Below are 23,664 nucleotides of genomic sequence, written 5' to 3'. Positions count from 1 at the left end.
CTCAGGCCGCCGTCACGCGGTGCGCCTCGACCGCGGCGATGGCCCGCCGCATGTCGGCCCGCACCCGGGCGTCGTGCTCGGCCGAGAGCGGGCCGCGCGGCGGGCGGCACGGGCCGCCGTACCGGCCGACCATCTCCATGCCGAGCTTGATGGCCTGGACGAACTCGGTGCGCGAATCCCACCGGAACACCGCGACGAGGTGCCGGTAGAGCTCCCGGGCCTGCTCGAAGCGCCCGGCCAGCATGTGGTCGTAGATCGCCACCGACTCGGCGGGGAAGGTGTTGGGGAAGCCGGCGAACCAGCCGACCGCCCCGTCGGCCATCAGCTCGAACAGCACGTCGTCCGCGCCGGCCACCACGTCGATGTCGCAGAGCTCGGTGATCTCGAAGAGCCGGCGTACGTCCCCGCTGAACTCCTTGATCGCGGTCACGTGGGGCAGCTCGGCGATCTCGGCCACCAGGTCCGGGACCAGGTCGACCTTGGTGTCGACCGGGTTGTTGTAGACCATGATCGGCAGCCCGACCTCGTCGATCTTCGTGTAGTGCTCGACGACCTGCTCACGGCTGGCCCGGTACATCGTCGGCGGCAGCGCCAGCACTCCGTCGGCGCCGTCCTCGGCGGCCAGTTCGGCCCAGTGCTTGGCCTGGTGCCAGCCGGGCCCGTGCACTCCGGCCACCACGACACCGCGCCCGCCGACCGTTTCGACGGCCACCTGGACGACCTTGCGGCGCTCCGCGTCGGTCAGCGCCGAGTACTCGCCGAGCGATCCGTTCGGACCGACGCCGTGGCAGCCGTTGCTGATGAGCCAGTCGCAGTGCTCCGCGTAGCGGTCGTAGTCGACCTCCAGCCCGGAGGGGGCGGAGGGGTTCTCCTTGAAGGGCAGCGCGGTGGCGACGATCACCCCGCGCAGGTCGGTCGGTGCGGAACTCATGGGAGGTCCTCTCGGTTGCTGGTCCTGGGGGAAGCGGCGAGTTCGCCCAGGCGTACGGGGGTCGCGATCGGCCGGTGTGCGGTACGGCCCGGGTCGAGCAGGCCGGGCCCGTGCGCGCCGGTGAGCAGGTCCTCGACCGCGCGGCCGCAGGTGCGGCCCTGGCACAGGCCGAGGCCGGCCCGGGTGGTCAGTTTGAGCGAGCGCAGCCCGCGGGATCCGGTCAGCTCCGCGGTCCGGCGCAGGGCGCCCGCGGTGACGTCCTCGCAGCGGCACACCACGGTGTCGTCGTCCACCCAGGAGCGCCAGCCGGGGCGGATACCGTGCGCGGCGGCGAGCCGCGCGGCGACCTCCCGGAAGGCCGCCCGCTCGCGGACCGCGCCCGGTGCGGGCACGCCCCCGGCGGCGACGCTCCCGGCGATCGCGCCCTCGGCCAGCGCCAGGTCGACGCCGCCGATACCGGTCAGCTCACCGGCCGTCAGCACCCCGGGCACCGAGGTGCGCTGCCGCTCGTCGACGGTGACCGCGCCGTCCGCGCCGACCGCGCAGCCCGCCGCGGTGGCGAGTTCGGTGCGCGGGACGAAGCCGTGGCTGACGCAGACGGCGTCGACCTCGATCCGGCGTTCGGTGCCGGGGACCGGCGTCCAGTCCCGGGTCAGGCGCGCCACGGTGACCGCCGCCACGCGCTTGGTGCCGTGCGCCGCGATGACCGCCGCGCCGGTCCGGTACGGAATGCGGTGGGCGGCCAACTGGCGGGCGTAACCGGCCAGTTCACCGGCCTTGCGCCGGGCCGGGAACAGCCGCCACGGCCGGGCCGCCCAGCCCCCGGCGAGCTGCGCCGGGCCCGCCGCCTCGACCACGCCCGCGACCTCGGCGCCGATCCGCAGCAGGCCGGCGACCACGGGCAGCAGGAAGGGCCCGGCGCCGGCCACCAGGACGCGGCGGCCGACGGCCACCCGCTCGCCCTTGGCCAGAGCCTGCGCCGCCCCGGCGGTGAAGACCCCGGGCAGGTCCCAGCCGGGGAACGGCAGGGTGCGCTCGTACGCCCCGGTGGCGAGCACCAGGGCCGCGGGATCGTAGGTACGGGGTTCACGCCCCTGCCCGTCGGGCTCGCCGACGAGCACGTGCACCAGCGGCGTGGCGTCGTCACGCCGGTCGACGGACCAGACGTGCGCGCCGGTCACGACCTCGCACCCCTCGTCGCCGAGCAGTGCGGCGCGCATCGCGACGAAGCGGTCCCAGCCGTGCTGCCACCGCCGCTCGTCCGGGTCCGCCCGTCCGTCCGGCAGATGCCGCCAGTACTGCCCGCCGATGTCGTCGCCGGCTTCGAGCAGCACGACGCGGGCGCCGTGGCGGCGGGCGGCCAGCGCCGCGGCCAATCCGGCCGGGCCGCCGCCCACGACGAGTACCTCAGTCACGATCGTCCTCCTGCAGGTCGATCCTGTCGCCGTCCACGGCCCGCCGCTGGCAGGCCCGTACGTCGCGCAGGCCGTTGACGGTCACCAGGCAGTCGAAGCAGGCACCGATCCCGCAGAAGACCCCGCGGGGGCGGCCGGTGCGGGTACGCCGCCAGGCCACCCGCCCGTCGGCCAGCAGCAGTCCGGCGATGGTCTGGCCGGCGAGGCCGGCGATCCGGTCCCCGTCGACCTCGATGTGAATCCCCGTCATCGGGCGGCCCCTTCGAGGTGCGGCAGCAGGGTGGGACGGTCCAGGCGGAACTCGGCGGCCAGCGGATCGGTGGCCCCGTCGGCGCCGCCGAGGAGCTGGTCGCGCAGCAGGTCGGCGGTGGCCAGGCTCAGGCCGATGCCCGCGCCCTCGTGCCCGGTCGCGTGCCACAGACCGGGCAGTCGGTGGTCGGCGCCGATCACCGGCAGGTGGTCGGGGACGAAGGGCCGGAACCCTCCGTACGCGCGCATCGCCTGCGCGTCGGCGAGGAAGGGGAAGAGCAGCAGCGCCTTGGCGGCCAGCGCGGCGAGCACCCGGGCCTCGATCCGTTCGTCGAAGCCGCGGCGTTCGCGGGAGGAGCCGATCAGGACGGTCCCGGCGGCGGTCGACTCGACCACGCTGGAGACCTGCAGGTCGGCCGAGCCCGAACCGACCGCGCCCACGTAGTCGGCGTCGTACACCTTGTGCCGTACGCGGGCCGGCATCCGCGAGGTGACCAGCACCGTGCCGCGCCGTGGACGCACGGGGAGGGGGACGCCGAGCCGCTCGGCGACCAGGCCTGACCAGGGCCCGGCGGCGAGAACCACCGCGTCGGCGGGCAGAGTTCCGGAGGCCAGCCGTACGCCGGCCAGCCGGCCCGACGACAGCACCGGCCCCGTCACCTCGACGCCCTGCCGCACCCGGGCGCCGTGCCGACGGGCGGCGGCCAGCAACGCCTCGGTCGCCACCACCGGCTGCACCTGGAGATCCTCGGGGTAGAACACCGCGGCGGTGCTGTGCGGTGTCAGATCGGGCTCCAGCTCATGGGCCCCGGCGTCGTCCACCGTCTCGGCCGTCACCCCGGCGCCCCGCTGGGTGTCCGCGAACGCCAGCAGGGCCGCCGCGCCGGCCTCGGTCGTGGCGACCACCAGGCCGCCCTTGCGTTCCAGTTCGAGACCGGGGAATCCGGCGGGCAGTTCGTCGCGCAGCTCGTCCTCGATCCGCGCCCAGGCGGCGAGCGAACGCTGCGCCAGCCGCAGCTCGGGGCCGGGTTCCTTGTCGGAGACGAGCAGATTGCCCTCGCCGCCGGCGGAGGTGCCTCCGGCTGTGGCGCCGCGGTCGACGACGGTCACGTCGCAGCCGGCGCGGGCCAGGGCGCGGGCGGTCGCCGCGCCGACGATGCCGGCGCCCACGACGACGATCCGGAGAGGCCGAAGCGGCCGAAGAGGAGCGGGCACCTCAGTACTATGTCACATGTCCCGTGGTGATGGGAGGCCCCCTATGCCCCGATCGTGCTCGGGACCATGTCCGAGTCGGCGGCACCGGGCCGTCGGCCGCGCGGGGGACGTACGGACCACTCGTGGGTACGACAATGCCACCGGAGCGTGGGTCATTCCGCGGCGGGCCGTCGTGGACCGGTTCGGGACGGTGGATACCACGGGGGCGGCAGCCGAGGGCGCCGGAGCGGCCGAGCAGATCGGCGAGGAGCCAGATGATCGCGAGCCACATCTCGGTGCCCTGGAGCCCAGGTTCGGGTCCCGGCCCGGATGTTCCCGGGCCGTAGCCGAAGCCCCCGGCCGTCCTGCTGCCGCGGCAGGAGGCCAACTGCACCACGGACAGTGGTCGAGGTGCCGTACCGGGCAACTCCTGCCGCGGTTCCATGTGCCACACGTCAGGGCCTCCCGTGGGAAGACCGGACCGGGGTTCTCAGGCGGGGCGGGCCGGGCGCAGGATGTCGAGCAGTCGTGTGACCTCGGTGGCGACGACCGCCCGGCCCGCCCCGAGGTAGCCGCGGGGGTCCACGGCGGCGGGGTGGGCGGCGAGGTGGTCGCGCACGGCGGTGGTGAAGGCGTTGTTGAGGTGGGTCGAGATGTTGATCTTCGTCATGCCGCGGCGGACCGCCGCGACGAGTCCGGAGTCGGACACCCCCGAGGAGCCGTGCAGGACCAGGGGGACGGGAACGGCCCGGCGCAGCGCGCCGATCAGCCCGTAGTCCAGTTCGGCGTCGCGGGTGAGCATGGCGTGCGACGTGCCGACGGCCACGGCGAGCGCGTCGACACCGGTGGCGGCGACGTAGGCGGCGGCCTCCTCCGGGTCGGTGCGTACACCGGGGGCGTGCACGCCGTCCTTGCCGCCCACCTCGCCGAGTTCGGCCTCGACCCACACGCGCGCCGCGTGGCACCGGGCGACGACGTCGGCGGTGGCCTTGACGTTGTCGGCGTAGTCGAGGGTGGAGGCGTCGAACATCACCGAGTGCAGGCCGAGTTCGAGGGCTTCCTCGACCAGCGGCAGGGCCGTCACATGGTCGAGGTGGACGGAGACGGGGACCCCGGCCCGCTCCCCGGCGGCCAGGGCGGCGCGGGCCAGCGGGGCGAGGGCGCCGTGGTAGCGCACGGCGTTCTCGCTGATCTGGAGGATGACCGGCGCGTTCGCCGCCTCGGCGCCGGTGATGACGGCCTCGGCGTGCTCGATCTGGATGATGTTGAACGCGGCGGCCGCGTGGCCGGCCGCCGCGGCGGCGGCCACGGTGTCTCCGGTGCCGGTGAGAGGCATGATGTCCTTCGGTTCGGGCGGGGCCGGCCGTGCGGCACGCGGACGCCGGGGCCGGTCGGGGCTTTCCTGGACGATGAGTTGGGGGCTGACCTCGTCGGTACGGGCCCGTAGGGTACCCGGCCGCCGAAAGGCGGTGGCGGCCCGCCGCGGGGCGGACCGGCCGCTCGCTCCTCCCGCGTGACCGACAACGTTGTCCCGTGAGCTCTGGACAAGCGACCGGGTCGGTGCTGTGGTGTTCGGGGAGTTGGGGAGTTGGCGAGTGCCGGGCCGCCCCTTCCCTTCCGCGTACGGCTTTCACGGAAAGGCGGTACGTCATGTCAGCGTGGACCCGTCCCCTCCTCGGCGGCCTCCTGGCCCTGATCCTGGCCCTGACCGGCCTCGTCGCCCTCCCCTCCGTATCCCGCGCCGCGACGCCGGTCTGCGCCCTGGCGTGTGACACCCTGGACCCCTCGAAGGCACGGCAGGACACCTTCCCGGTGCCGGAGCGGAACATCAACGGCCGGACCTTGCGGCTGCACGTCTCCGACCCGGACAGCATGGCCTGGGCGAGCATCGACAACGGCGCGGGCGGCGACTCGGTCTGGCTGGACCGGTCCTGGGACCGGGGCGCCACCTGGGACCCGCTGCTCGGCAGGGCGAGCATCCCCGGTACCTGGACCGGCACCCGCACCCTGATGTACAACCTCACCGATCCGGTGGGCCACCGGCGCGGCTGGATCCGCGCCTGCGGCGACGCCGCCGCGGTCGCCTGTACCGACTGGGTGTATCCGACGGTGTGCGACGGCTCGTCGTGCGACGGCGCCGATCCGGCAACCGCGTCGGGCGACGACACCCCCGTGCCGCCGGCCACCCTCTTCGGGCGCGCCATCAGTCTCCATGTCGACCAGCGAACGGGCATGGCCTGGGGCGTCGTCGAGAACGGCGGCGCCGGCGACGAGATCTGGCTCGACCGTTCCTGGGACGGCGGCGGGAGCTGGCCCGAGGGCTCCTCCCTCGGCCGGACGAGCGTGACGGCCGGGGCGGCCTCGGCCCGGACCGTCCTGTTCGCCACCCGGGACCCCCGTGGTCTCCTGTACGGCGGCGCGGTCCGTGCCTGCGGCCGGGAGGCGGCCCACCAGGAGGGCGGCTGCACGGCCTGGGTCAGGCCCGCGCCGACCCGGGAGCGCGCGGCGGCGGACGCGCTGATGGCTTCGTACCACACCGACGAGGGCTGGTGGCGGAGCAGTTGGTGGAACTCGGCGGTCGCGCTCACCTCGGTCGTCGATTTCGCCGACCGCACCGGGCGGCACGACTACGACTGGGTGATCGCCCGTACCTTCGAGCAGAACCGCGGTGTCTTCCCGGCGGGCGGGCGCGGTTCCGACCCGGTCGAGGGCCACTTCATCAGCCGCGCCGTCGACGACGCGGCCTGGTGGGCGGTGGCCTGGCTGACGGCGTACGACTACACGGGCGAGCGGCGCTACCTCGACGAGGCGGTCACGATCACCGAGTACGTCCGGCAGCACTGGGACACCGGAACGTGCGGCGGCGGGATGTGGTGGGACCGGGAACACACCTACAAGAACGCCGTGACCAACGGGCTGTACCTGTGGCTGACCACCTCGCTGCACGACCGGATCGACGGCGACACCGCGTGGGGCGCCCGCGCGGCCACGGCGGCGGACTGGTACCTCGCCGGCGGGATGATCAACTCGTCGGGTCTGGTCAACGACGGGCTGACCGGCGGCTGCGGCAACAACGGCCAGACCGTGTGGAGTTACAACCAGGGCCTCGCGATCGGAGCCTTCACCCAACTGTGGCGCTCGACCGGAAACGCCCGGTACCTGGACACGGCCCGACGGCTGGCCGACGCCGCGACGACCTCTCCGGTGCTGACCAGCGGCGGGGTGCTGACCGAGTCCTGCGACACCGGCACGCGGTCCTGCGACGACAACCAGAAGCAGTTCAAGGGCATCTTCATGCGCCACCTCGCCGATCTGGCGGACGCCACCGGCTCGGCCTCGTACCGGGCGTACATCAGGAAACAGGCCGATTCGATCTGGACCACCGACCGGGACTCCCTCAACCGGCTCGGCCAGCGCTGGTCCGGCACCGGCCCCAACCAGGCCGACTGGCGCACCCAGGCGAGCGCGCTGGAAGCGTTGACGGCCGCGGCGGGTCTCCAACGCTCCCGCTGACCTCCAACTCCCCCCGGCCCGGGGACCGTCGGGTTCCGCCGGCTCCGCCCCGCCCGGGGGCCGTCAGGCTCCGTCGCCCCGGGGGCGGAGCGCCGGCGGTGCGGTACTGCCCCGTACGATCAGCCGGGGCGTGGGGGCCTGGGTGGCGCGGGGCTCCGGGTCGTCGGCCATCACCCGGAGCAGTTCGGTGGCCGTGAGCGTGCCGAGCGCGAAGGTGTCGCGGGTCAGCGCGGTGACCGGGGGGTGCGCCATGGTGGTGAGGACGGAGTCGTCGAAGGACACCAGGGAGAGGTCGCCCGGGACGGCGAGGCCCATCTCGGTGGCCACACCGAGCCCCGCGACGGCCATGACGTCACTGTCGTAGACGATCGCGGTGCATCGGGGGTCCGCCCGCAGCAGACGACGGGTCGCCGCCGCGCCCTGGGCGTCGGAGAAGTCGGTCGGGATGGAGTCCACTTCCGTCCCGAGGACGGTGCGCACATCGCGGATGGCCTCGAACCGGCGCCTGGTGTGCTGGAAGGACGTGATGCCGCTGACATGTCCGATGTGCCGGTGGCCGAGGGAGGACAGATACCGCAGGATGTCGGCCATCGCGGCATGGTCGTCGACCCATACGCTGGTCAGCGGCATGCGGTTGCCGCAACTCCCCAGCGTCACCGCGGGGATGCCCAGGTCGGCGACGAGCTGCGGCCGGGGGTCGTCGACCTCCAGGTCGAGCAGGACCAGCCCGTCGACGCGGTGCTCCGCCGCCCAGCGCCGGTACACCGCCGTCTGTGCCGCGGTGTCCTCGACGATGAGGAGTTGGGTGGCGATGCCCTGGCCGGAGAGGCGGGACTGCAGGCCGGAGAGGAAGTGCGCGAAGAACGGCTCCACTCCGAGCGTACGGGCGGGGCGGGCGATGACGATGCCGGCCACGTCACTGCTCGCGCCCTTGAGCGCGCTGGCGGCCCGGTGCGGGCGCCAGTTGAGTTCGTCGGCGACGTCGAGGATGCGCCTGCGGGTCTCCTCGCTCAGGCCGGGGCGCCCGTTGACGGCCAGTGAGACCGCGGAGACCGAGACACCGGCCAGCCGCGCGATATCGGTGCTCCGCAGGCGCGGCGTCGGCGCTCCCGCTCCCGGTCGGGCTTGCCTCTTCGGTGCCATCGGCCCTCCGTCGCCGCCCCGCCGTGACGGCGTGACCCAACTGTGATGATTCGGCGCGGTGACTGCGCTACTGAAACGTACTAGTCTGCCGCCACTCGCACCAGGACTAGAACGTATTAGCTCATCGGTACTGCAACGTATGAGAACGTCTTCGCCACTCCTGTTCCCGGAGAGGATCCACGGTGCACGATCACTTGGCCTTCACGCTCGACCGGCTGGACCGGGTACGGCGGGACCGCATCCTGCCCCGCGTCCGCACCCGCCTCGCCGGCGTCCGGGTCGAGGCCTGGGGCGTCGAGGACGGCGGCGAGCCGGTGAGCCCGGGCCACGCCCTCGGGCTGACCACCGACGCGGGCCGCGCCCGCCCCGACTACCGGCCCTTCGCACTGGGCGGCACGTGGGGCCCCGCCTGGTCCACGACCTGGTTCCGGGTCCAGGGCACGGTCGACCCCGAGCAGCCGGGACCGGTCGATCTCGTGCTGGACCTCGGGTGGTTCGACCACTCGGTCGGCGGCCACTGCGAGGGTCTGGTCTTCACGCGGGACGGCACCGTGATCAAGGGCCTCCATCCCCGGCAGAGCAGCATCCGGCTCAAGGAGGCGCCCGGCGCGGGTCCGTCCGCCCTGCTCGACGCCGAGGGGCGCTTCGTCCTCCATGTCGAGGCCGCCGCCAACCCCCTGCTGCTCGGCCTGCCGCCCTTCGTCGTCACCGAACACGGCGAGAAGGGCGCGCGGGAGCCGTTCGAGGAGTTCCGGCTGCGCCGGGCGGAGACCGCGGTGTTCTCGCCCGAGGTGCACGGCCTCCTCTGCGACCTGGACGTCCTCGGCGGGCTCGCCGCCGAACTCGGCGACGAGGAACCGCGCCGCTGGCGGCTGCTGCGCGGCATCGAAGAGGCCCTGGACGTCTACACCGATACCGACGCGGTGACCACCGCCCGGCGGGCACGCGCGGTGCTGGCGCCGCTCCTGGCCGCGCCCGCCCACCACAGCGCCCACCGGATGACCGCCGTGGGGCACGCGCACATGGACTCGGCATGGCTGTGGCCGCTGCGCGAGACGGTGCGCAAAGTGGGCCGTACCGTCTCCAACGTCCTCGCACTGCTGGACACCCACCCGGACCTGATCTACACCATGTCCGCCGCGCAGCACTTCGCCTGGCTGGAGGAACACCACCCCGCGCTCTTCGAACGGGTGCGCCGGTACGTCGAGCAGGGCCGCTTCGTCCCGGTCGGCGGGATGTGGGTGGAGCCGGACGGCGTCATACCCACCGGCGAGTCGATGGTGCGTCAACTGACCTACGGGAAGCGGTACTTACTTGACCGATTCGGTATCGAGACGCGCGAGGTGTGGCTGCCCGACTCCTTCGGCTACTCGGGCGCGCTGCCGCAACTGGCCCGCCGGGCCGGCGCACGCTGGTTCCTGACGCAGAAGATCTCGTGGAACGACACCACCGTCTTCCCGCACCACTCGTTCTGGTGGGAGGGCATCGACGGCACCCGGGTCTTCACCCACTTCCCGCCCGTGGAAACGTACGCCGCCGAGGTCACCGCCCGCGAACTGCGCCACGCGGTGGGCAACTTCAAGGACAAGGCCATCGCCTCCCACTCGCTGCTGCCCTACGGCTACGGGGACGGCGGCGGCGGTCCGACCACCGAGATGGCGGAACGGCTGCGCCGCTTCGCCGATCTGGAGGGCGCTCCCCGGGTCGCCTCCCGCACCCCCGCGGAGTTCTTCCAGGACGCCGAGGGCGAACTGGCGGAGATCACCGCGGCGTCGCCCTCCCTCGCCCCCGTCCACCGGGGGGAGCTGTATCTGGAGCTGCACCGGGGCACGCTGACCTCCCAGGTGGCCATGAAGCGGTACAACCGGCGCTGCGAGTCGCTGCTCCGGGCCGCCGAGTACCTCGGCGCGGCGGCCACACTGCTGGGCACCGCGCCCTATCCGCGGGACGAACTCGACGAGATCTGGCGCGGTGTGCTCCTGCACCAGTTCCACGACATCCTGCCCGGCACCTCCATCAGCTGGGTGCACCGGGAGGCCCGCGACTTCTACCGGAGCACGGTGGCGCGGCTGCACGACCTCGTCGCGCGAGCCACGAAGGCACTGGACGGGGCGGCGGCGGACGGACCCGGCAAGGAAGCGGCGGGAAAGGAAGCGGCTGGGAGGGAAATGGCGGGGAAGGACCGGGCCGCCGGGGTACTGCCGCCGTTCCTCAGTGCGTCCGCGTCCGCCGCGGCGGACGGTCCGGCCGCCGTCCGGGTCACGGACGGGGAGGCCGGCGCCACCGTGCTGGACGACGGAGTGCTCCGGGCCGTCGTCGACGTCGAAGGGCACCTCACCTCCCTGGTCGATCTGCGCACCGGCCGCGAGACCGTGGCCCCCGGCGAACGCGCCAACGAGCTGCAGATCTTCCGTGACGAGCCGGTGCGCTGGGACGCCTGGGACGTGGACCGCCACACCCTGCGCCATCCCCGGACGGCCGGCGAGGTCACCGGCCGCAGAGTGGTCCACGACGGACCCGACGCGGGCGTCGAGGTCGTCCGCCGGTTCGGCGCCTCGGAGTTCACCGTCACGGCGTGGCTGCGCGCGGGCACCGGACGGCTGGAGACGGAGTGCGCCGTCGACTGGCACGAGCGGGAGCACCTGCTCAAGGCGGCGCTGCCGGTCCATGTCATGGCGCGGACCGCGCGGTTCGAGACGCAGTACGGGTACGTGGAGCGTCCCCTGCTGGTCAACACCGCCGCCGAGGACGCGATGTTCGAAGCCGGCATGCACCGTTATATCCATGTGGCCGACGGGGCGTACGGACTCGCGATCCTCAACGACACCATGTACGGCGCCGACGCCCGCGCCCGGGGCGGCGCCACGGTCGTCCGGCTGTCGCTGCTGCGGGGCAGCCGGTTCCCCGACCCCGACGCCGACGTGGGCCGTCATCTCTTCCGCTGGGCCCTGCTGCCGGGTGTGGACGTGCCCGCCGCGGTGGAGGCCGCCTACCGGTTCAACGCCCCCGCGGTCGACGTCCCCGCCGGGCTGCGCCCGCTCGTGGAGCTCCAAGCGCTGAGCGGCCACGCGGTCGTCGACTGGGTCAAACTCGCGGACGACGGCTCGCGCGACCTCGTCGTACGGATCTACGAGACACAGGGCGGTCGGGCCCGGGCCCTGCTGCGCCCGTCCGCGGCCCTCGGCGCGGACTCCGTCGTGTACGAGACCGATCTGCTCGAACGCCCCTTCCGGCCGGAGGACGGCCTGCCACCGGCCCTCTCCCCCTCCCCGCCCGGGGACTCCGTGCCCGCCGACGGCGCCCGTCTGGACCTCGGCCCCTTCCAGGTGGCGACCCTGCGGATCACCACCTGACCCACCGGTCGCCGTCCGGTCGGCCGGTCACCGCCCGACGGGACCGGCCACCACCTGGCGTACGGATCACCGCCTGACTCGGGACACATCCCGACACTGTCGCGCACCACATGTGAGGAGATTCCCCATGACATCAACGGGCAGCCGGCGCAGCGTCGTCGCGGGCACCGTACTCGGATCGCTGCTGCTGTCCTCCTGCGTCATCGGCGGCGGTGGCGAATCGGCGCCCAAGGCATCGGACGGGAAGGTCTCCGGCTCGATCACCTTCCAGACCTGGAACCTCAAGAACGAGAAGTTCACCTCGTACTTCAACACCCTCATCGCCTCCTTCGAGAAGGCCCATCCGGGCACGGACATCACGTGGGTGGACCAGCCGGCCGAGGGCTACCAGGACAAGCTCTCCGCGGACGCCGCGGCCGGTTCGCTGCCCGACGTCGTCGACATGGGGCCCGAGGCCGCCTACACGCTCGCGCGAGCGGGCGTCCTGCTGGACCTCGGCAAGGCCGATCCGGGGGCCGAGGAGAAGTATCTGGACAAGGCGTGGCAGGCGATGACGTTCGACGGCCTGGGCGGGGGCACGTACGGCTACCCGTGGTATCTGAACACCGGTCCCTCGTTCTTCAACAAGGAACTGCTGAAGAAGTGCGCGCTGGATCCCGCCAAGCTGCCCACCACCTACGACGAACTCTTCGACCAGGCCGAGACCATGGCCGACAACTGCCCCGACGTCGCCATGATCGCCAGGATGCCCGCCATCGAGACCTTCGGCGAGTACGGCGTGCCGCTCATGGACAAGGACGGCGAGAAGTTCACGTACAACGACGCCAAGGGCGTGGAGCTCGTCGAGCGGTTCCGGGCGCTGTACGCGAAGAAGGGGCTCACCGAGGAGGCGCTGAACAACCTCCAGACCAAGGAGGTCGAGGAGTTCAAGGCGGGCCGGCTGGCCTATCTGCCGGGCAGCTCCTACACCCTCACCGACCTGAAGGACACCGCGCCCGATGTCTACAAGAACCTGGCCATCGGGGCGCGGATCAGCAACGGTTCCCCCAACATGTACATCGAGTCGCTCGTCGTGAACGCACGCTCCGAACACCCGGCGCTGGCCCGGGCGTTCGCGAAGTACGTGACCAACTCGGCCAATCAGCTGGCGTTCGCCCGGAAGGCCTCCGTCTTCCCCTCGTCGGCCGGGACGCTGGACGACCCGTACTTCACCGAGGACGACGGTGATCCGGCCACCAAGGTACGGATCGAGAGCACCGCCCAGGTGAAAAAGGCCGTCGTGTGGTGGCCGCCCGCGTTCTCGGGCTCCGCGGACAGCGAGACGCTGCGCGAACAGATCGCCCAGGCCCTGCTCGGCAAGAAGTCCGTGAAGGCGGCGCTGGACGCCTCCGTCAAGTACTCCGACGAGCGGCTGGAAACCAACGGATGACGATCACCGCGCCCCGCTCGCTCCCCGGCCGCCGGAGCGGCAGACGGAGCGGCGGACGGAGCGGCGGACGGAGCGGCCCCCGGGGCGGCCGATCGCTCCGGCGCCGGGGCCCGCTGGCCACCCACCGCTGGTATGCGACTCCCTGGCTGTTCCTGCTGCCCGCGCTGACCGTCATCGTGCTCATGGTCCTCGTGCCGTTCGTCAACACCCTGCAACTGGCCTTCACCGACTCGACGTTGCTGAGAACCGGTGGCTTCGTCGGGGCGGAGAACTTCCGCAGGATGTTCGCCGACGAGCGGTTCACCACCGCCCTGCTGAACTCCACCCTCTACACGGTGTGTGTCGTGCCCGTCATGGTGGTGCTGCCGCTGATGCTCGCCGTGCTGGTCAGCTCGGTGGAGCGGCTGGCCGGTTTCTTCCGCACGACGATGTATCTGCCGGTCGTCATGTCGCCGGTGGTCGTCGGGCTGATCTGGACGAACATGCTCGACAAGAAGGGTCTGGTGAACGAGGTCGCCGCCACCCTCCGGATCGCCTCCGCACCCTTCCCGTTCCTCAGCGACCGCTGGCTGCTCCTGTTCAGCGCGATGTTCGTCACGGTGTGGATGGGCCTCGGCTACTACATGGTGATCTACCTGGCGGCCCTGGTGAACATCGACCGCAGCCTCTACGACGCGGCGGCCGTGGACGGCGCGGGGACGGTGCGTACCTTCCTCGACGTCACCGTGCCCGGCGTGCGCTCGACCATGGCGCTCGTCGCCGTGCTGTCCTCGGTGGCAGCCTTCCGGGTCTTCGGGGAGATCTACGTCCTCACCAACGGCACGGGAGGGGTGGGCGGCGGCGACCTCACGATGACCATGCTCATCCAGCGCGAGGGCACCGGACTCCAGGCCCGTACCGGATACGCCGGCGCGATCAGTCTCGTCATGTTCGTCATCCTCGGCGGGCTGCTCCTGGCGCAGCTCGCCATGCAGCGCAAGCAGAGGAACGTCTGATGCCCCGCACTGTCCCTTCCTGCGTCCCGGTCCGGGTGGAGCGCGGCCGGCGCCGGGCGGGGCCCGGCGCGGTGGCCCGCTACGCCGTCCTCGTCCTGATGGCCCTGCTGCTGGCGGGCCCGCTGCTGTGGCAGCTCTCACTCTCCCTCAAGGGCGCGGGCGAGCCGCTGTACGAGCGGCCGCCCTCCGTGATCCCCGAGCACCCCACGTTCGAGCACTTCGGCACCGTGCTCGACCGGATCCCCGTACCGCACTACCTGCTCAACTCCCTGCTGGTGGCGGCCATGGCGGTGACCGGCAACGTCATCGGCGCGACCTGCGCCGGCTACGCCCTCGGCAAGCTGCGCTTCCGCGGCCGGTCGGCGGTGACCGTGCTGGTCGTCATGGCGCTGCTCGTGCCGTCGGAGACCGTGCTGATCTCGCAGTTCCTCACGGTCAGGGCGGCCGGGCTGGCGGACACCCTCGTCGGTGTCGCCCTGCCCACCCTCGTGGCGGCGCTGAACGTCCTGCTGATGCGCAACGCCTTCCTCGCTCTCCCGCGCGAGTTCGAGGAGGCCGCCGTCGTGGACGGGGCGAACGCCTGGCAGCGGTTCATCCGGGTGTCCGTCCCCCAGGTCAAGGGGGTGATCACCGTGGTGGCCGTGTTCGCCTTCGTCGGCTCGTGGAACGACTTCCTGTGGCCGCTGATCGTCCTGTCGGACGAGCAGAACTACACCCTCACCGTCGGCCTGAACCGGCTGCGCGGCACCTTCTACGACGATCCGCGTCTCATCGCCGCCGGCACGGTCATCGCCCTGGTACCGATCATCGCGTTCTTCGCCGTGCTGCAACGCTACTTCTTCCGCGGGCTGGAATCCGGCGGGCTGAAAGGCTGACATGCTGCGGACTGAAAGGTCGACATGCTGAGGTTCGGAGTCAACTACACGCCCTCCCGGGACTGGTTCTACTCCTGGCTGGATCCGGACTGGGCGGCCGTCCGGCGCGATCTGGAGGCGGTGGCCGCCCTGGGGCTCGATCACATCCGGGTCCTCCCGCTGTGGCCGGTGGTGCAGCCGAACCGGACCCTGATCCGGCGGCGTGCCCTGCGGGACGTCCGCCGGGTCGTGGAGATCGCCGCCGGGGCCGGTCTCGACGCGAGCGTCGATGTCCTGCAGGGGCACCTGTCCGGATTCGACTTCGTGCCGAGCTGGCTGACGGACTGGCACCGGCGCAGCATGTTCGCCGATCCCGACGCCGTCGCCGCCCAGGCCCGGCTGGTCGAGGCGTTCGAGGAGGAGTTGCACGACCTGCCCACCTTCCTGGGGCTGACCCTGGGCAACGAGGTCAACCAGTTCACCTCCGCGGCGCACCCCACCCCGATGCCCGCCACGACGGAGCAGGTGACGTCCTGGCTCAGCGCGCTGCACGGGGCCGGGCCGCGCGACGCCCGTCACTTCCGGCTCAACGCCGAGTACGACGCGGTCTGGTACGCCGACGGGCACGCCTTCGTACCGTCGCACTCCAGCCGGTTCGGCGGGATGAGCGTGGTGCATTCCTGGATCTTCAACGGCACCGCGCAGGGGTACGGTCCGATGTCGCACGAGAGCCTCCACCACGCCGCCTACCTGGTGGAGCTGTCGCGGGCCTTCGCCGTCGACCCGGGGCGCCCGGTGTGGCTGCAGGAGGTCGGGGCGCCGCTCAACCACCTGTCGGAGGAGCAGGCACCCGACTTCTGCGAGGGGACGGTCCGGGCGGCGGCCGACTGCGAGGCGCTGTGGGGGATCACCTGGTGGTGCTCGCACGATGTGGACCGCCGGCTGGGCGACTTCCCCGACCTGGAGCACAGCCTCGGCCTGATCGGGGCCGACGGCGCGGTGAAGCCGATCGGGCGGCGCTTCGCCGAACTCGCCGCGGAGCTGCGCGACCGACCGCGTCCCGCTTCCCGGCGTGAGGCCGTCGTGATTCCGGTCGACGGCGCGGACGTGCCGCTCTCCCGGGCGGAACTCTCGCCGGGCGGCGGTGTCTTCGAGGCGTGGATGGAGCGCGCTCGTGCCGGGGCGCGCCCCGCCCTGGTCACGTCGGGCATCGCCGCCGACCCCGCCGCGCTGGGCGCCCGCTCCGTCGAGCGTGCCGCTCCCGCCGCGCCGACCGGCCGTACCTTCTACACGTCCGTCAGCGACGCCGCGGTCCTGGAACGGCCCGGCCTGTACGCGGAGGACGCGGAGGACGCGCCCACCTTCTCCCCTCTGTAGGGCACTTCGCGGACCGGCCCGTCGTGAGGGCCGGCCGTCACCCCCGATGAGAAAGCGAGGCACTGTCTTGTTACGGCATCGCAGAACTGGAGGACGGTCCGCACGACGGGCCTGCGCCGGCGTCCTGGCCGTGGCGCTCGCCCTCACCCTCGGCGCGGGCAGCGCCGTCGCGAGCGACACCCTGCCCTGGACCGGTGAGAGCGCGGTGGGGGCCAACCAGCCGTACCAGCACGGCTACTCCCCCACCGACCTGCTGCGCTGGAACCCGGCGGACGACACCGACGCGCCGTACCTGCGCGCGAAGGTGCCGCTGCAGACGCGTACGGCCCCCAACTCCGCCACCCAGCGGAACCGGAACCTGCCCGCCGGGACCCAGCAGCTCACCCTCGCGGGCGACTACGGCAACGCCTTCTTCGAAAGCCACCCGTACACCAACGAGTTCAGTCAGTACCTCTTCAACTACTGGCAGTACACGGACGCGTACGCGTCCTGGCACGGGATGCCCACCGAGGGTGTTCCGGTGGACTACTACGACCCGGACCTGGACTGGCGGGAGAAGTGGTTCGAGTTCGGGATGCTGAACCTGCCCAACCCCGGCTACACCAACGCCGCGCACGCCAACGGGGTGCGGTCGCTGGGCTGCATCTTCTTCTCGCCGAACGACCGCGGTGACCAGGACTACTCCGAGCTGCTGGTCCGCGACGCCTCGGGGGCCTTCCCCGCGGCCGCGAAGCTCATCGAGATCGCCGAGTACTACGGTTTCGACGGCTACTTCGTCAATCAGGAGAGCTCCGTCGCGCCGGCCGACATCACGGCGTACAAGCAGTTCCTCAAGCAGTTGCGCGACGGCGGGATGTACGTGCAGTGGTACGACTCCGTCAGCAACTCCAGCGGCGGGATCTCCTACCAGAACGAGTTCAACGCGGTCAACGGGCCCTTCGTGCGTGACGCCCGGCTCGGTGACGTGTCCGACTCCATCTTCCTGAACTACTGGTGGAACAAGTCCAAGCTCACCAGCTCGAAGGCGTACGCGGCCGGTCTCGGCCTGGACTCCCGCAGGAGCGTGTTCGCCGGTGTCGAGGCGGGGATGTACCAGTTCAACCAGCCTTACCAGCTCGACGACAACCTCGGTGCCGACGGCGCGCCCATGAACGCCATCGCCACGCTCGGCGCCGACTTCGTCTCCTCCGACTACGCCGCCAAGACCGACGACGCCGCGCAGGCGCAGGTCTTCGACCGGGAACGCCGGTGGTGGACCGGCTCGTCCCAGGGGTCCACCACCCCGGAGGGCTCCTGGAAGGGCATCTCGAAGTACGTCGCGGAACGCTCCGTCATCAAGGGCAGCACCTTCGCCACGTCGTTCAACACCGGCCACGGCCTGTCGACCTGGAGCGAGGGCAGGCTGTCCAACGACGCGGAGTGGGGCAACATCAACCTCCAGGACATCCCCGTCTCCTGGCAGTGGTGGATCGACGCGGACCGCTCGCCGCTGACCGCCGACTTCGACTACGGCCCGGAGTACACCCCGGCGAGCAGGTTCTCCTACCGGAAGATCGGCGCCTACGACGGCGGCAGCTCCCTCGTCCTGAGCGGGGCGCTCGCCAGTGACAACACGGTGCGCCTCTACAAGACCGACCTGTCGGTCACCTCCCGTTCGAGTCTCGACCTCACCTACGCCAAGTCCTCGGCCGACGACGACTCCGAACTGCGGCTCGCGCTGGTGCTCGCCTCTGACCCGGACAAGGTCGTGCAGGTGCCGCTGGCCGGTTCCGGGAAGCGCACGGACGGGTGGCGGACCGTCACGGCCGATCTGTCCGCGTACGCGGGGCAGCGCATCGCCTCGCTCGGCCTCGTCGTCGCCGCGGGTGCCGCGCCCGTCGAGAACTACCAGGTCAACCTGGGCGCGCTGGCCCTGCGGGACGGCGTCGACCGCACCCCGGCGGTCCCGGAGGGGCTGGCCGTGAAGCAGTTCCTGCCCGACTCCGACGAACTCTTCCTCTCCTGGCAGCGCAGCGACTACGACACCGTCCGCCGCTACGACGTCTTCCTCGACGACACCTACCTCGGTGGCATCTACGACGACGTCTTCTACGCCAAGCGGTTCACCGCCACCTCGGGAACCATCCGGCTGGTGGCGGTCGGCCCGGACGGGAGCCGGAGCGAGCCGGCGACCGTACGGTTCGACCTGGGGACGGCGCCGGGGAAGGTGACCGCCGCGGCCGGCCGGGACGGGGCGCTCGCGGTGACCTGGAAGCCGCCCGCGTCGGGCCGGCCGGTCACGGTGAGGGTGAGCGGTGTCGACACGTCCGCCCCGTACACCAAGGAGGTCACCGTCCCGGGCACCAGCACCGGCACGACACTGACCGGTGTGCCCGTCGACGGGAGCCGGTACGTCCTGACCGCGACGTCCGGAGGCGGGGCGCCGACCGCCGTGCGCGGCACCTTCGCCGACGCCGAGATCGCCCCGTACCCGGCCTCCGCCGTGCGCGTCAGCGGGAACACCTTCACCTTCTCGCGGCCCGCGTCGGCCGACTGGCACACCCTCACCGTCCTGGAGAACGGTGCCCCGAAGTCGTTCGCGACGACATACGGATCGGGGAACAAGCCGTACATCGTGCGCGGCCGCACCACCCGCGGGGCGATGACGGTGACCATGTCCTCGGCCACCAGCAGGGTCGTCGCCGTGCTGGAGGACTACGCGGGCAATACGGTCCAGACCGTGCTCCGGGGCGGCTGAGCCCCAGGCCTTACGGTGGAGAGGAGCCCGGGGCGGAGCCGCCCCGGGCTCCTCTCCGTCCGGCCGCACGCAAAGATTCGGTCACGGCCATGGACCTGGAGGGGAGAGCGCGCGTACCTTCTGGACATGCCTGGACAGGTACAGAAGCATCATCGAATCGCCCGCGTTCTCGCCGACGAGATCCGCTCCGGGGTGCACTCGGACGGCAGTCGGCTGCCCGGGGAGCACGCGCTCACCCAGCGGTTCGGCGTCAGCCGGACCACGCTGCGGCAGGCCCTGCAGGTCCTCGGCGAGCAGGGGCTGATCTCCACGCACGCCGGGATCGGCTCGTTCATCACCTTCGACGGAACACCGCTGGACAACCGGCTCGGCTGGGCGCAGGCGCTGGCCGAGCAGGGCATCGAACTGCCCGTGGAGGTCCTGCGCTTCGAAGAGGTGACCGATCAGGAACTGGCCCGGGAGCTGGCCCTGGAGACGAGTGCGTTCATCGCGCTCGACCGGGTCCGGCGCCTCGCCGACGGGCAGGGGGTCTCACTCGAACGCAGCCGGGTCCCCGCTGTCGGGGAACTGGCCGGGCTGGCGCGGCGCGGCCTCGGCGGCGGTTCGCTGAGCACGGCGCTGGTCGCCGCGGGCCGGGTCACCGACTCCGGCGAGGGACTGGTCTCGGTCCGCGGGCTCGACGCGGCGGAGGCCGCCCTGCTGAACCGCTCCCCCGGGGAGTCGTTCCTCCACCTGGCCCAGGTGTACCGGGCCGCCGACGGCTCCGTCGTCGAGCAGGTCACCAGCCTGCTGGACCCGGTCCGGTTCCAACTGCACGTCCGCTCGGGCCGAGGAGGCCAACCGTGAACGATCAGCTCGACCGCGCCCTGGGCGCCTACTACGGGCTCGCCCTCGGCGACGCCATGGGCATGCCCACCCAGGTCATGTCCCGGGAGGAGGTCGTACGGGTCTACGGAACCGTCACCGGCTTCGAACCCGCCCGGCCCGACAACCCGGTCAGCGCGGGCATGCCGGCCGGGTCGGTCACCGACGACACCGACCAGGCGGTCATCGTCGGACGGCTGATCGACGAGGGGCGGGGCACCATCGATCCGCTCCGGCTCGCGCACGAACTCCTCGCCTGGGAGAAGGAGATGAAGGCCAAGGGTTCCTTCGATCTCCTCGGCCCGTCCACCAAGGCCGCGCTGGACGCCGTCGCCCGGGGCGTCCCGGCCGCGGAGGCGGGCCGGTACGGCTCCACCAACGGCGCCGCGATGCGCGTCACCCCGGTCGGTATCGCCTTCCCCACGGAGCCGTCGGCCGGCTTCCTCGACCGGGTCGTGGAGTCCTGCCAGGTCACCCATGACACGACCGTGGGGATCGCGGGAGCGGCGGCCGTGGCCGCGGCCGTGAGCACCGGGGTCGGCGGTGGCACGCTGGACGAGGCCGTCGCCGCGGCCGTCGCCGCCGCGCGGGCCGGGGCCCGGCGCGGACACTGGATCGCCGGGGCGGACATCGCCACCCGGATCGAGTGGGCGTGGCAGCTGGTGCGGGACCTGCCGGAGGCCGAGGCCCTGGACCGGATCTGCGCACTCGTCGGCACCAGTGTCGCCAGCCAGGAATCGGTGCCCGCGGCCTTCGCGGTGCTCGCGGTGACCGGCGGGGACCCGTGGCGCAGTGCGCTGCTGGCCGCCAGTCTCGGCGGCGACAGCGACACCATCGGCGCCATCGCCGGCGCGGTCGCGGGCTCGGTCGCCGGGCTCTCGGCGCTGCCCGCCGAGGCCGTAGGGACCCTTCGTACCGTCAACGCACTCGCACTGGAGCCGTTGACCGAGCGCCTGCTCGCCCTGCGCGAGCAGACCGTCCGCACCGGCTCCGATCACCCGTCGGCCGCCTGACCGGCGGCCCCCGCCACCACACTCCGGCCCGCACCCGCGGGCCGGTCCCCGGGCACCGCTGCCCGCACCCGCCCCGTACGTCCCTTCGCACCACGCAAGGAAGTCCGTCATGACCGCTTCGAGAACCAACGACGTTGTCGGTTCCGTGGAGACCCGAGGGATCGAGCCGGTCCCCGATGCCGAACGACACGGCCACGCCGGTCAGATGTTCTGGACCTGGTTCGCCGCCAACATCAGCATCCTCGGGCTGCCGCTCGGTGCCACGCTCGTCGCCTTCCGTGGGCTGAACATCTGGCAGGCCGCGCTGGTCGCCCTGCTCGGGTCGTTCGGTTCCTTCGCCCTGGTCGGCGCGTTGAGCCTGGCGGGCAAGAAGGGCGGAGCGCCCGCGCTCACCCTGTCCCGCGCGGTCTTCGGGCAGCGGGGCAACGCCGGCCCGACCCTGATCAGCTGGCTCAGCCGGATCGGCTGGGAGACGATCACGACGACCACCGCGGCCTACGCCCTGCTGGCGCTGCTGGCCATCGCGTTCGGTGTCGGCCAGAACACCGTGCTCACCCTGGTGTGTCTGCTGGTCTTCATCGTCTGCACGCTGCTGATCAGCGGTCTCGGGCACGCCACCATCATGTGGATCAACAAGTGGGCGACCGTCGTCTTCGGTGTGCTCAACCTGATCGTGATGGGCTTCCTGGTCGCGACCGTCGAGTGGACGAAGGTGCTCGACGCGCCGGCCGGACCGACCAGCGGAGTGGTGGCGGGCATCGGTTTCATCGCCGCTGGCACCGGTATCGGCTGGGCGAACGCGGGCGCCGACTACGCCCGCTATCTGCCCCGCGAGATCCCGGGGCGGCGGCTCGTCGTGGCCTCCGCGTTCGGCGCGGGCATCCCGCTCGTGCTGCTGATCTCGCTCGGATCGCTGCTCTCCGCCGGTGACCCGACGCTCGCCACCGCCGCCGACCCGGTCGCCGCCATCAACGCGATGCTGCCGTCCTGGATGGCGATCCCGTATCTCGTCGCGGCCTTCGGCGGACTGCTGATGTCGAACCACCTCTCCACGTACTCGGCCGGCCTGACCATGATCACGCTGGGGCTGCGGGTGCCGCGCCCGATGGCCGTGGCCATCGACGTGGTGCTGATGTTCGCCGGCGGTGTGTACTTCATGCTGATCGCAAAGGACTTCTACGGTCCCTTCTCGACCTTCCTGACGCTGCTGGCCGTGCCCATCTCGGCGTGGATCGGGGTGATCGCGGTGGATTCCCTGCGCGGCCGCGAGTACGACCCCGCGGCGCTGATGGACACCTCGCGCGGCAGCCGGTACTGGTACACGGGCGGCTTCCATGTGGGGGCGGTCACCGGCTGGGCCGTGGCCATCGTGGCCGGTCTGCTGTTCACCGAGGCGGGGACGAGCGCGAAGGACGTCTGGTTCTCCGGTCCGCTCGCCGGCACCTGGCTCGGGGTGAACGGCCTGGGCTGGGCGATCTCGATGGCCGTCGGCGCGGGGGTGTACGCCCTCTCCGGCCGCCTCGGCGGACGTCCGCGCGAGGTCACCGCGGCGCCCGTGCTCAACGAGGCCGGCCGGTGAGCGGCCGTCTGGTCCTCGCCGGGAACGTCATCGCGGATCTGGTGATCGAGGTCCCCGCGCTGCCCGAGCGGGGCGGGGACGTCATCGGCTCGCGTGCCGAGCTGACGGCGGGCGGCGGCTTCAACACCCTCGCGGCGGCCCGGCGCCTCGGGACGGAGGCGGTCTTCGCCGGGCTGCACGGCACCGGGCCCTACGGAGATCTCGTCCGCGCGGCGTTGGCGGCCGAGGGGATCGACACCCTGCTGCCGGTCCGCACGGACGGGGACACCGGCTTCACCGTCGCCCTGGTCGACGCGGGCGGCGAGCGTACGTTCGTCACCAGTTTCGGGGTCGACGCGCGGCTGACGGAGGCGGAGACGGCGGCCGTCGCCGCGCGGCTGCGGCCGGCGGACCTGGTGCAGCTCTCCGGGTACGGCCTGGTGATGCCGGTCAACGGCCCCCTGCTGTCCCGCTTCACGGCCGCGCTGGGACCGGACGTCACGGTCTGTCTGGACCCGGCGCCGCTGGTCGCCGACATTCCCGAGGCGGTCCTGGCGCCGGTGCTGGCCCGTACGGACTGGCTCAGCGCCAACGCCCGCGAGGCCCGGCTGATGTCCGGACACGAGGACCCGGCGGCGGCCGCGACGGCGCTGCGGGAGCGGCTGGCGCCGGGCGCGGGGGTGATCGTACGGGCCGACAAGGACGGCTGCTGGCTGGCGGCCCCCGGGGAGCCCACCCGGCACGTACCGGGCTTCCCGGTCACGCCGGTCGACAGCAACGGAGCGGGCGACGCCCATGTGGGCTCGTTCCTCGCGCTGCTCGCCCAGGGCAGGGATCCCCTGACGGCCGCCCGTGGCGCCAACGCGGCGGCGGCCTACGCGGTGGGCCGCCGCGGTCCCGCGACCGCACCCGACCGGGACCGGCTGGCCGCCTTCCTGGGCGAGTCCGGACTGCGTGTAGTCCCGGTGGGCGACGAGGAGGCGCGGGCAGCCTCGAAGTTGTTGATGGATGCCGGTTTGCACGGGCAGAAGTACGCGAT

The 23,664-nt window shown here is 72.3% G+C and carries 17 protein-coding genes; 11 read left to right on the top strand and 6 right to left on the bottom strand.

Annotated features, from left to right (window positions below):
- Position 1 precedes the first annotated feature (1 nt).
- From AB0P17_RS16715 to AB0P17_RS16695, 5 genes are all read right to left on the bottom strand, one after another.
- A complete protein-coding gene (locus AB0P17_RS16715; RefSeq protein ID WP_365811578.1) occupies positions 2–931 on the bottom strand; it encodes a dihydrodipicolinate synthase family protein in 930 nt (309 codons plus the stop codon).
- Positions 928–2,346: an FAD/NAD(P)-binding oxidoreductase gene (locus AB0P17_RS16710; protein WP_365811577.1), complete on the bottom strand. Its 1,419-nt coding sequence runs from the start codon at positions 2,344–2,346 to the stop codon at positions 928–930. Before AB0P17_RS16710 ends, AB0P17_RS16715 begins: the two co-directional genes overlap by 4 nt.
- Positions 2,339–2,596, bottom strand: a complete 258-nt coding sequence (locus AB0P17_RS16705) for a 2Fe-2S iron-sulfur cluster-binding protein (protein WP_365811575.1) — start codon at positions 2,594–2,596, stop codon at positions 2,339–2,341. Before AB0P17_RS16705 ends, AB0P17_RS16710 begins: the two co-directional genes overlap by 8 nt.
- Positions 2,593–3,810 (bottom strand): FAD-dependent oxidoreductase, encoded by a 1,218-nt coding sequence (locus AB0P17_RS16700; RefSeq protein ID WP_365811573.1) that lies wholly within the window; start codon positions 3,808–3,810, stop codon positions 2,593–2,595. Before AB0P17_RS16700 ends, AB0P17_RS16705 begins: the two co-directional genes overlap by 4 nt.
- 469 nt (positions 3,811–4,279) lie before the next feature.
- The gene (locus AB0P17_RS16695) at positions 4,280–5,125 is read right to left on the bottom strand and encodes a class II fructose-bisphosphate aldolase (protein ID WP_365811571.1); all 846 of its coding nucleotides are present in this window, start codon (positions 5,123–5,125) and stop codon (positions 4,280–4,282) included.
- 314 nt (positions 5,126–5,439) lie between these two features.
- Here AB0P17_RS16695 and AB0P17_RS16690 point away from each other — a divergent pair, with 314 nt between their 5' ends.
- Entirely contained in the window at positions 5,440–7,302 is a 1,863-nt protein-coding gene (locus AB0P17_RS16690; RefSeq protein WP_365811570.1) for a glycoside hydrolase family 76 protein, read from the top strand.
- 63 nt (positions 7,303–7,365) lie between these two features.
- Here AB0P17_RS16690 and AB0P17_RS16685 read toward each other — a convergent pair whose 3' ends face one another.
- Positions 7,366–8,445 (bottom strand): LacI family DNA-binding transcriptional regulator, encoded by a 1,080-nt coding sequence (locus AB0P17_RS16685; RefSeq protein ID WP_365811568.1) that lies wholly within the window; start codon positions 8,443–8,445, stop codon positions 7,366–7,368.
- 182 nt (positions 8,446–8,627) lie between these two features.
- On the opposite strand from AB0P17_RS16685, the gene AB0P17_RS16680 reads away from it, so the two are divergent.
- The 10 genes from AB0P17_RS16680 to AB0P17_RS16635 all read left to right on the top strand — a co-directional run.
- Positions 8,628–11,798, top strand: coding sequence for a glycoside hydrolase family 38 C-terminal domain-containing protein (locus AB0P17_RS16680; RefSeq protein WP_365811566.1), 3,171 nt, complete (start codon positions 8,628–8,630; stop codon positions 11,796–11,798).
- A gap of 127 nt (positions 11,799–11,925) precedes the next feature.
- The gene (locus tag AB0P17_RS16675; RefSeq protein WP_365811564.1) at positions 11,926–13,227 is read left to right on the top strand and encodes a sugar ABC transporter substrate-binding protein; all 1,302 of its coding nucleotides are present in this window, start codon (positions 11,926–11,928) and stop codon (positions 13,225–13,227) included.
- The gene (locus AB0P17_RS16670) at positions 13,224–14,222 is read left to right on the top strand and encodes a sugar ABC transporter permease (RefSeq protein ID WP_365811563.1); all 999 of its coding nucleotides are present in this window, start codon (positions 13,224–13,226) and stop codon (positions 14,220–14,222) included. Before AB0P17_RS16675 ends, AB0P17_RS16670 begins: the two co-directional genes overlap by 4 nt.
- Entirely contained in the window at positions 14,222–15,097 is an 876-nt protein-coding gene (locus tag AB0P17_RS16665) for a carbohydrate ABC transporter permease (protein ID WP_365811561.1), read from the top strand. Before AB0P17_RS16670 ends, AB0P17_RS16665 begins: the two co-directional genes overlap by 1 nt.
- A gap of 24 nt (positions 15,098–15,121) precedes the next feature.
- Positions 15,122–16,453, top strand: coding sequence for a glycosyl hydrolase (locus AB0P17_RS16660; protein ID WP_365811559.1), 1,332 nt, complete (start codon positions 15,122–15,124; stop codon positions 16,451–16,453).
- A gap of 130 nt (positions 16,454–16,583) precedes the next feature.
- Complete coding sequence (locus AB0P17_RS16655) at positions 16,584–19,190, top strand: endo-beta-N-acetylglucosaminidase (RefSeq protein WP_365811558.1); 2,607 nt, start codon at positions 16,584–16,586, stop codon at positions 19,188–19,190.
- A gap of 126 nt (positions 19,191–19,316) precedes the next feature.
- The gene (locus tag AB0P17_RS16650; protein ID WP_365811557.1) at positions 19,317–20,036 is read left to right on the top strand and encodes a GntR family transcriptional regulator; all 720 of its coding nucleotides are present in this window, start codon (positions 19,317–19,319) and stop codon (positions 20,034–20,036) included.
- Complete coding sequence (locus AB0P17_RS16645) at positions 20,033–21,067, top strand: ADP-ribosylglycohydrolase family protein (protein WP_365811555.1); 1,035 nt, start codon at positions 20,033–20,035, stop codon at positions 21,065–21,067. The genes AB0P17_RS16650 and AB0P17_RS16645 overlap by 4 nt, the downstream gene beginning before the upstream one ends.
- 109 nt (positions 21,068–21,176) lie before the next feature.
- A complete protein-coding gene (locus tag AB0P17_RS16640) occupies positions 21,177–22,646 on the top strand; it encodes a cytosine permease (RefSeq protein WP_365811553.1) in 1,470 nt (489 codons plus the stop codon).
- Positions 22,643–23,664, top strand: a 1,022-nt coding sequence (locus AB0P17_RS16635) for a PfkB family carbohydrate kinase (RefSeq protein ID WP_365811551.1), incomplete at its 3' end; no start/stop codon positions are given. The genes AB0P17_RS16640 and AB0P17_RS16635, both read left to right, overlap by 4 nt.

The organism is Streptomyces sp. NPDC088124 (genome assembly GCF_040685895.1).
Lineage (GTDB): Bacteria > Actinomycetota > Actinomycetes > Streptomycetales > Streptomycetaceae > Streptomyces.
Note: the sequence above shows the minus strand (reverse complement) of the source record. Positions and strands in the feature narration are given on the sequence as shown.